We start from the raw sequence: 9037 nt of genomic DNA, 5'->3' as shown, positions 1-9037 counted from the left end.
TGGGGCAGAGTAACCTCTTTAATTGTAACGGCTGGAACTAAAGAGGTTACTCTCTACGTCCCTGCAGTTGTAACCTCTTTAGTCAGTAACAAATCGTTCTTAAAGATTAAAGAGGTTACACTTTCTCTGGGGCAGAGTAACCTCTTTAATTGTAACGGCTGGAACTAAAGAGGTTACTCTCTCCTCCCCTGCCGATGTAACCTCTTTAGTCAGTAACAAATCGTTCTTAAAGATTAAAGAGGTTACGATTTTCTCTGGGGCAGAGTAACCTCTTTAATTGTAACGGCTGGAACTAAAGAGGTTACTCTCTACGTCCCTGCAGTTGTAACCTCTTTAGTCAGTAACCAATCGTTCTTAAAGATTAAAGAGGTTACCACTTTCTCTGAGGCTAGAGTAACCTCTTTAATCTTTCTACTCAAAAACCTCAATACTATTCAGCTCGGGCCCACCTCCACGGTTGCCGGAGCCGGCCACGGTGTAGACCTTGCCTTTTACGTTCACAGCGCCAGTGCCATGGCGACCCTTGTTGAGCATCGGCAGGATCTCCCACTGCATGGTTTGCGTGTTGAAAGCCTCCACGTTTGCATGCGACTCTTCCTGGGCATCGCTTTCGCCACCCATGATCAATACCTTTTTTCCCAACACCACCGAAGAAGCACCTGCCCTTTTTGTCGGCAGGTTCTGCGCCTCACTCAACGTCGACCACTGGCCTGTTTTAAAGTCATACACATCCACTGCTGGTTCCGTGAGGTTCAGCACCTGCTGGATTTTAGCTGTCGAACGACGGCCCCCGGCCAGGTAGAGCTTGTCGCCTACCACAGACGCACCCACATGGTCACGGATATGAGGCGCATCGGCCAGCCTCCTCCATCTGTCGGTCTTTGGGTCATACTCATCAAACCAGGCGTTGGTGCCGTCCCAGTGGCCATCTGTTTCTCCGCAAATAATGTAAATCTTGTTTTTGTACACGAAAGCCCCCGCTGCACCCCGGCGACGGTCTTCGGGGATCGACGGACCTTTGCGCCATTCATTCTTTTCGATGTTAAAAATATACACATCGGGAATGGGCACCTCGTGTGGGTAGCCGCCTGTAAACGCTCCTATTACCCACATTTCGCCTTTGTAGTTGATGGCCTGAAAATGGCTCATCTCCAGGGGCGTCTCCACATGTTTTGTCCACGTGTTGGTTTTTATATCAAAAGACTCCACGGGCTTCACGCCCCTGCCTCCTACCAGCACCAGCTTGTTGCCAATGGCGGTGAGTGAGTTCTCGTGGCGGTTGGTACACTCATTGGCGGGTGTCACTTTTTGCCAGCTTTGCGCCAGTGCGCAGGTGATTGAAAGTGCTACTATTACTACAAAGGCAAGGGTCTTTTTCATAACCAGGGAAATTTTTGTTTAGCGTTTCAGACAACGGTTCAAAAGTAAATATACAAGTTTGGGTATATGCTTTGCCAGAGAAAAAGAGAAAGAAGGGTAAGATTCTCGAGTTAGCAGCCTGGGCCTGTCTCCTGAAAGCGCTCGGAGAAGGGCTGTCAGGGGACAGCCCTTGGGATTGAAGCAAGATTTTTTTATAACTGAGATTTACTTCTGACCAAAAAAGTCTCCAAAATATCGAAATACACTTTTCTGCCTCCTGGCTGCGCAGCCAAATGGTAATGCTCGCTTGCCTGCTCCATCAGTCTGTGTCTTTCATAACCCACAGCAAGCTTCAGATGGTCTATCGGCGCAACTGCTGTGCATGGGCTACGCAGCCCTCCATGATCTTTAAATTTTATACCTAAAGGTGTGGCTGATTTTTCCTTATCGCCAAATTCCCACAACTCGATGACCAGCAATTCCGACGATCGCTTCTTGCCAGTCTCGGCCTCAGGCAACTGCGTCTCATTTCCCAGGACAACCTTTTCCAAAAGCAGGGAATCAAAGATATCCATAACCCTTAGCTTATAAGAAATTGACTTCATTTCCGGGTTTGGACTTTCCCATCGCAAACAAACAGGCTCATCGGCAGCTGAAATTGGTTGATTCTCAAAAGGAAAGGTGTATTTAATGTAACTAGAATGAAGCACCAAATATTTATAGTCAACATAATAGTCAACCTTTTTTGTTGAATCGATCAAATAACGCATGCTTACGTAGGTTGCGTCGTCCGAAGGGTTCATCGCTTCATTAAGGGCTGCAATTGAAACCACCGTATCTCCTTCAATTTCTACAAGGGCCCCAGTGTAGTGGGCGAGCAACGCATGACCGGATTCGATAAAAAGAGAATCGTCCCTGCTAAATAGTTCCCATCCTGAGATTTCCGACCCGTCTGATCCTTTGCATGATTCACAGCTTAGAGAAACAAAAGGCGTTACAATCAGATTCTGACTATCAGCAACCACTGCATTGGAATACTGCAGGGTAGTACACGACTGTAGAAAAATCAAAAAAATGGGCATCAATCTGGACATTCGAAGGCAATTTACTTTTTCGGTTTTACGGATACCATATTCCATACCTTGAATTTCGAAAACTATTCCTGTGCGATTACTGTTAACTTGCCATCAAAAAAGAACCCTCATATGCTCAAGTGGACAGACATAACAAGTTTTGCCAAAAATGGCAACCCCACACCTGACAGAAAAGTAACACTAACCGAAGCCGAATGGAAGGCAAAGCTTACCCCTGAGGAATACCAGGTAACACGGCTGAAAGGAACAGAGCGGGCATTTAGCTCCGACATGTGCAGCCTTTTTGAGCCGGGCCAATACGGCTGCGTTTGCTGCGGCAGGTTGCTGTTCGATGCGGCTGAGAAGTTTGAGTCGGGCACGGGCTGGCCGTCTTTTACTCAGCCTGTGAAAGAAAACAGCATCGCCTATATCGCCGATAAGAGCCACGGGATGTACCGCATCGAAACTGTTTGCAACACCTGCGACGCTCACCTCGGCCATGTGTTTCCTGACGGCCCTGCCCCTTCAGGCCTGAGGTATTGCATGAATGCCGTTGCTTTAAAAAAACTAAAGGAAGCCTGAAAAACCCCTGATTTCCGGTTTTTGGGAGACCTTAAAGCTAAGGTGAATCAACTCCTGCCGGTGGCAACAAGGCCGTAACATATTGTTGATTTTGTAGCCTATTTTCCTCTAAGTGAATTTTTTCAAAATACATGCACTTAGATTAAGTTTTCAAAAAACTAGTATTTCGTTTTAAATCCGCTACATTTATAAAAATTTATTTAACTAATAAGGCATGAATATTTTCGTTGGCAGTCTCCCTTACAGTATTGAAGAGGCTGAATTAAAAGGTTATTTCGAAGACTACGGTGAGGTTTCTTCTGTAAAGATTATCACAGACAAATTCACGGGTAGAAGCAAAGGGTTTGGTTTTGTTGAGATGCCGGATGATGAGGCTGCTCAGAAAGCGATCAAAGAATTAAATGGCGCCGAAGTAAAAGGAAGAGCTATAGTGGTGAATAAGTCAGAGCCGAAACCAGAAGGCGAAAGAAGAAGCGGCGGTGGCGGCGGATTCAATCGTGGTGGTGGCGGAGGCGGAGGCTACAACCGTGGTGGCGGTGGTGGCGGAGGCTTCAACCGTGGTGGTGGCGGAGGCGGCTATGGCCGTGGCAACCGTGACTCTGATTACTGAGAACTATTAATCGCCTAAAGAAATTAACAAAGTGGTTCAGACAATGAACCACTTTTTTTATTGTCTGTTGTTAAGAAAGTCTGGCAAGGTTGGTCTGCCATCTTGTTTAATAGTTATCAGTCTTTAAAGATTATCGTTGAAAATGCCTGAGTCCTCGATTAAAACTCCTCATTCAGAAAACCAATTTGCAGACTACCGGAATTTCTGGTGGAACAAGGGCTTTATCGATTTGATGGCCAAGAGAATCAAGCTGAGCAAACACACCTCCATGCTTGATGTGGGCTGTGGCCAGTGCCACTGGAGCAAGATTCTTACCCCTTACCTCGGCAAGCCTGCCTATGTGGTGGGAGTGGACAAAGACCCAACCTGGGCAAAAGGATCGGCGGAGCTCAAGCGGTTTTTTAAAGACCAGGCCGCCTGGTTCGAACTCTATCAGGGCGATGCCATGAACCTTCCGTTTGAGGATGCGTCCTTTGATATTGTCACCTGCCAAACGGTGCTGATCCACGTTGGCAACCCCACAAAAGCGGTAGAGGAAATGAAGCGGGTATTGAAGCCCGGAGGCACGATTCTGTGCGTGGAGCCTAACAACAGAATTCAAAGCCTGCTGAGAACTTCCGAGTCGGAAAACACCTCTATCGACGAGATGGTTGACCATGTGAAGTACGCCCTGATTGTGGAGCAGGGAAAGAAAAGACTGGGCTTTGGCGACAACTCCCTTGGTGACCTGCTGCCCGGCACGCTGTCGAAGCAGGGCTTTGAAAAGATAGACGTTCGCTTGTCCGACAAAGCCATTGTGATGGTGCCGCCCTACGACACGCAGGAGCAGATGGCCACTACCAAGCATTGGAAAAAAGGCAACGCCGGCGACGCCATGAACAATTCGGATCTCTTTTACTTTGAGGCGTTCGGTGATAAATACCTGTCCTTTTACGACGAGTACCATCAAAAATACGAAGGCCACTCAGAAAGGATCTTTGAAGCCCTCAAAAACAACGACTTCCATTCTGCAGGCGGAGCGCTGATGTATTTGGTTTCTGGGAAAAAGCCCAACCACTGAGTTACAACTTTCTCTGGTGTTCGGGGGTCTTCTATCCAAACAGTCAAACTTATGAGAGCCATTCTGCTTTTTGTTACAGCTGCTATTATTCTGGGAGCCTGCGGTAGTGAGGACGAAGAACTTCTTTCCGTGAAGCTAAAGTCGGAAAGTGAGTACATTAAAACAGGCATTTCGTGTGGGCTTTGTGCGGGCGTATGTTTGGACTCCCTGGCTGTAACACCCAATAAGCTCATCTACAAGAGAACCACCTGGGGAGCTGGCGATCCAAAAACAGAAATCATTGAACAGGCGTTTACCCAAAAGGGCTGGGAAAACCTGATCGGGCTCGTGCCTCTACAGGAATTCGCTGTGCTGGAGCTGGAATCCTGCGCCCGCTGCTACGATGGTTGCGACTACTGGCTGGGCATCAAATCGGGGGGCATTGAAAATTCCATCTCTTTTGTCTGGAACGAGTTCCCGCCTCAGGTAGACTCCCTCACCAAAGCGTTGAATTCCATCAAGGCGCAGTTCAACGACAACTAAGCGCTTTTATTCTTCCCGCAGCACTTCCGCCGGATTGGTAGCTGCGGCTTTGTTTACCTGCCGATATACTGATGTTGCCATAAGTGCACCGATCAATATCGTAGCTGCTGGCACATACCACCAGGAGGCGCTTACATGAAAGGCAAATGAGTTGAGCCAGTTGCCCAAAAAATAATACGAAACAGGGGCACCCACCATAAGGCCAACGGCCAATACCCCGGCAAACGGACGCCCCATTTGGGCCATGATGTGCCACAAATCTGCCCCGAGTAGCTTTCGGATACCCATTTCCTTCCTCCTTGTTTCCAAAATAAACGCTGCCAGCCCAAAAACTCCCAGCAAAGCAATAAGCACAATGACACCAGCTGAGACACGGATGAAAAAAGAGAGTCGGTCGTCTTCTCTGTAGGCCATGTCGAGGGCGTCAGTGAGCGAGGTGAATTCGATCTCCTGCGTAACACCAAGGTCACTCAACACGGCTCTTAGCTTTTTCTTTTGCTCCTCCACATCGCCATTTTCCAGCTTCACGGCAAGCAAGTTGCGGGAAGATGCAGGCACAATTTGCCAAATCATAGGCTCCAGCTCCTGGTAAAGCGACTGAAAGTGATAGTCTTCCATTACCCCTATGATGGTGCCTGTGTTCAGAGAGTCAGCAAGCACTTTGGAGAGTGTTTGGCCAACGGCAGCCTGGGGAGACTGAAAACCGAACGCCTCAACGGCTTTTTTGTTGAGCACAAACGCCCGGCCGATGTCAGAGGCGAACTCTTTGGAGAAAAACCGCCCGGCCACGAGCTTTACCTCATACACCTCGTCAAAATCCACATCAACATAGTTGGCATTCATCATAGGGGTGGCTCCGGTGCTATCTGCTCCAAGCCTGAACTGCGCCCGCACATGGTCGCCGGTAATGGGAGTGAGCGATATAGAAGCTGCGCTAACATACGACTGCTGCAGAAAAGCCTGCTTGATGGCGTCGGCCTTCGCATTTACCTGAGGATCGGTGATGCTCATCGTTACCACCTGTTCTTTGTCGAAACCAAGGTCTTTATTTTTGATGAAACGCAATTGTTCATCCATGCCAAGGGCAATCACTGCAAAAAGTACAGAAACGATCAGTTGAAGCCCCAGGAGACCATAACGAAGACTCAATTTTGAGCGACCAGCTGCTGCTCCCTTCAGGTTGGTGACAGAAATTGTGCTGGACACTAGCCAAAACGGAACAATGCTCGAAACACCTGCCACGGCGAGACCAAAAAAGAAAGTGAACAGGTAGTAGCTGACGCCTGTGAAGAGTCCGGTTCTCAAAGTGATGTTGAGCATGGCTTCAATTTCAGGCACCAGAAAGAACGTGAGGATATTGATCAAAAGGATGACCAGCGACAGCATGCAAACAGATTCTACAAGCAGCTGACCATACTGCTGACCAACAGGCTCCCCCATGATTTTGCGAATGGCCAGCTCTTTGGATCGCCTCATCAGCAAGGCTGTGGCCAGGTTCACATAGTTGGCAATGCTCACCAGCAATAGAAAGGCAGCCAGCACGCCCAGGGCCAGGTCGTTGAGCTTGCTCCCTTTTCTTCCAGAGTCGAACTGGTTCCCATTGGCATAATGAACCTCTGTGAGCGCCACAGGAAGCAGGCTCAACACATCTCTCATGCCTTCAGGAAAGTGTTCTTTGGTTATCCGGGTAAATTCTGTCTCAAGCTTCATCTGATCTGCCTTGTCTCTTAGAAGGAGATAGGTGAAATGGCCGGGCACGAGGGCTCCAAGGTTATCTCTCATGGCATTTTCGACATGCGAATATGGAGCTACTATGTCAAAACTAAATGAAACATTCTCAGGATAATCCTTAATCACAGCTTTTACCTGTCCCGAAAAACTACCTGCCGGAGCTTCCAGGGCAACTGTTTTTCCAATTGGGTCGTCGTTACCAAAAAATCTTTCGGCAGTCGTCTCACTGATGACAAGCCCATCCGGTGTTCTCATAGCATCAGCCAGGTTGCCGCTTAGCACCTCAGATGAAAACGCTTCAAAAAAACCCGGATCGGCAAAAAGCGTCAGAGTTTGGCCGAGCTCTTTGCCGTCAGCACTGACAGAAACGGTCGAATACCTGTACCTGACCACCTCTTCCACATCGGCCATTTGCTCTTTCAACAGCGGCGCCAGCGACTTGGAAGTGGCGGCATAAATCGAGGTTGATTCCGGCAGGCTCACTTTGGTGCTTACCCTGACAATCCTCTCGGCCTTGTCGTGAAACTTATCAAAGCGCATATGGTAGTACAATACCATCAGCACGGGTATCAGGGCACCCAGGCCAACTACAAAACCAAGGATTTGCAGAAAAGCAGTGGAGCGAAACCTCCAAAGGCTGCGAAGCGAGAATAAAAGATGATGACGCATAGTAAACTAATTTATTAGTCAATAAACTAATAAATTAGTTTTAATGCAAGAGACTCCTTGTTTTGTTACAGACTAATAAGTAAATCCTAGTTTGTCCAGACCACTCTGCACTTCAGGTGCTGACATGAACAAGTCCCACAAAAGGCCCGATCTGTAATTTTCGATCATTACCACTTCGGGGCCCTGGTCGATGGCCAGGTACCACTTCACATACCAGTCCTTTTGTTCGCTGAAAGCATCGTAAAAGCCATACTCCCCCCACACCTTGTCGCCCAGGTCGAAATAAAGGTGCTTCATTACTTTCATGCTTTCTTCGGGCGTGTAAGGGAATGAGGAAAGCGCCGCCGTGGGAGTAATAACCCCGAGGTCTTCATCCATGGGCCGGTGGGCCGCATAAAATCCTGTTGAGTAGCTAGCTGTAAGGCCCCAGCAGTTTTCGCCGTACCCTTTGTACCCCTTCGGATTTTCGATGCACCACTGCCGGTTGATCAGGGTATGGTTCCTGTTTTCCTGCCAGTAGTCGGCATACCTGTCTTTGAGATTGCGGGGATCCAGCCCGACAAATGAATAATGAGCCCAGAAAAGTGGGCCACCATATTGCTGCGCAAAATTATGCTTCAGGTTCAGGTGGTAACCGTATTGAGAATGGGTAGAATCGTTGAGAATAGCGCCATCTCTGGCCCAGCCATTGTGATACACCTCGGCCGGGATGCCATGCGTGGGTGACGATGCCGCCAGCACATACATGATCAGGCACTCGTTCCACCCTTCGACCGGGAAGTTCATTTTCCACCCCTTGTCGGGCGACCAGTGCCAATACAGCACATCCTGGTCACCGTTGCGGTACCAGTCCCACTCTACTTCTTTCCAAAGCGTATCGATGCGGTTGGCCAGGGCCCGCTCCTCGTCGGTGCCTTCGTTGAAGAATTGACGCACTGCCAAAAGCCCCTGCACCAGGTAGGCCGTTTCCACAAGATCGCCCCCGTTATCGTTCTCACCAAAGGGCTTTACCTTGCCCGTTTCACCGTTGATCCAGTGCGACCAAGCTCCGTGAAAGCGGTCGGCAGTTTCCAGGAAACCCACAATTCTGGTCATGCGCTCCAGGCCCTGCTCCCGGGTGATGAAGCCCCTTTTGATCCCCACCAGAATAGCCATCACCCCAAAGCCGCTGCCGCCGGAGGTAACGATGTGCTTGTCGTTGTCAGGGTAGTTGCCATCGGTATGGAACCGCTCCCTGGCCATGCCAGAGTTGGGCTCGGCCCCATCCCAGAAGTACTGGAAAGTGCGGTATTCAACCAGCGTCATGAGGGAATCGTCGCTGATGGTAGCCTCATCTGTAGCGGTATCCGCTGCAGGTTTACTTGGCGAGCAGGCGCTTAGCCCTAAGACTGCCAGCACGATAAGAATGGAAAGGTTGTTCTTCATAGTCGT

8 protein-coding genes are annotated in these 9037 nt (G+C 49.1%); 4 read left to right on the top strand and 4 right to left on the bottom strand.

The features are described 5' to 3' along the window. Window positions 1-411: 411 nt before the first annotated feature. Together AAC052_RS26720 and AAC052_RS26715 are read right to left on the bottom strand one after the other, a co-directional pair. Window positions 412-1380 carry a kelch repeat-containing protein gene (locus AAC052_RS26720; protein WP_339816195.1) on the bottom strand — a complete coding sequence of 323 codons (969 nt, stop codon included), beginning with the start codon at window positions 1378-1380 and terminating at the stop codon, window positions 412-414. Window positions 1381-1571: 191 nt separating this feature from the next. Next, window positions 1572-2453 (bottom strand): hypothetical protein, encoded by an 882-nt coding sequence (locus tag AAC052_RS26715; RefSeq protein ID WP_339816194.1) that lies wholly within the window; start codon window positions 2451-2453, stop codon window positions 1572-1574. Between the two features lie 111 nt (window positions 2454-2564). On the opposite strand from AAC052_RS26715, the gene msrB reads away from it, so the two are divergent. The 4 genes from msrB to AAC052_RS26695 all read left to right on the top strand — a co-directional run bounded on the left by msrB (window position 2565) and on the right by AAC052_RS26695 (window position 5206). Continuing rightward, window positions 2565-3014, top strand: a complete 450-nt coding sequence (gene msrB, locus AAC052_RS26710; protein WP_339816193.1) for a peptide-methionine (R)-S-oxide reductase MsrB — start codon at window positions 2565-2567, stop codon at window positions 3012-3014. 214 nt (window positions 3015-3228) lie between these two features. Next, window positions 3229-3624: an RNA-binding protein gene (locus AAC052_RS26705; RefSeq protein ID WP_317489836.1), complete on the top strand. Its 396-nt coding sequence runs from the start codon at window positions 3229-3231 to the stop codon at window positions 3622-3624. Window positions 3625-3766: 142 nt separating this feature from the next. Beyond that, a complete protein-coding gene (locus AAC052_RS26700; protein WP_339816192.1) occupies window positions 3767-4684 on the top strand; it encodes a methyltransferase domain-containing protein in 918 nt (305 codons plus the stop codon). A gap of 51 nt (window positions 4685-4735) precedes the next feature. Further along, window positions 4736-5206, top strand: a complete 471-nt coding sequence (locus tag AAC052_RS26695; protein ID WP_339816191.1) for a hypothetical protein — start codon at window positions 4736-4738, stop codon at window positions 5204-5206. Window positions 5207-5212: 6 nt separating this feature from the next. Here AAC052_RS26695 and AAC052_RS26690 read toward each other — a convergent pair whose 3' ends face one another. Both AAC052_RS26690 and AAC052_RS26685 read right to left on the bottom strand, forming a co-directional pair. Continuing rightward, complete coding sequence (locus AAC052_RS26690; protein ID WP_339816190.1) at window positions 5213-7606, bottom strand: ABC transporter permease; 2394 nt, start codon at window positions 7604-7606, stop codon at window positions 5213-5215. A 72-nt stretch (window positions 7607-7678) separates the two neighbouring features. Beyond that, window positions 7679-9031 carry a glucoamylase family protein gene (locus AAC052_RS26685; protein ID WP_339816189.1) on the bottom strand — a complete coding sequence of 451 codons (1353 nt, stop codon included), beginning with the start codon at window positions 9029-9031 and terminating at the stop codon, window positions 7679-7681. Between the last annotated feature and the right edge of the window lie 6 nt (window positions 9032-9037).

The organism is uncultured Imperialibacter sp. (assembly GCF_963974565.1).
Lineage (GTDB): Bacteria > Bacteroidota > Bacteroidia > Cytophagales > Cyclobacteriaceae > Imperialibacter > Imperialibacter roseus.
Note: the sequence above shows the minus strand (reverse complement) of the source record. Positions and strands in the feature narration are given on the sequence as shown.

What these genes read in the sequence shown, in the direction of transcription:
- AAC052_RS26720 (WP_339816195.1), bottom strand. Translation starts at nt 1,380, where the DNA reads ATGAAAAAGACCCTTGCCTTTGTAGTAATAGTAGCACTTTCAATCACC.
- AAC052_RS26685 (WP_339816189.1), bottom strand. Translation starts at nt 9,031, where the DNA reads ATGAAGAACAACCTTTCCATTCTTATCGTGCTGGCAGTCTTAGGGCTA.
- AAC052_RS26700 (WP_339816192.1), top strand. Translation starts at nt 3,767, where the DNA reads ATGCCTGAGTCCTCGATTAAAACTCCTCATTCAGAAAACCAATTTGCA.
- AAC052_RS26695 (WP_339816191.1), top strand. Translation starts at nt 4,736, where the DNA reads ATGAGAGCCATTCTGCTTTTTGTTACAGCTGCTATTATTCTGGGAGCC.
- AAC052_RS26690 (WP_339816190.1), bottom strand. Translation starts at nt 7,606, where the DNA reads ATGCGTCATCATCTTTTATTCTCGCTTCGCAGCCTTTGGAGGTTTCGC.
- AAC052_RS26705 (WP_317489836.1), top strand. Translation starts at nt 3,229, where the DNA reads ATGAATATTTTCGTTGGCAGTCTCCCTTACAGTATTGAAGAGGCTGAA.
- AAC052_RS26715 (WP_339816194.1), bottom strand. Translation starts at nt 2,453, where the DNA reads ATGTCCAGATTGATGCCCATTTTTTTGATTTTTCTACAGTCGTGTACT.
- msrB (WP_339816193.1), top strand. Translation starts at nt 2,565, where the DNA reads ATGCTCAAGTGGACAGACATAACAAGTTTTGCCAAAAATGGCAACCCC.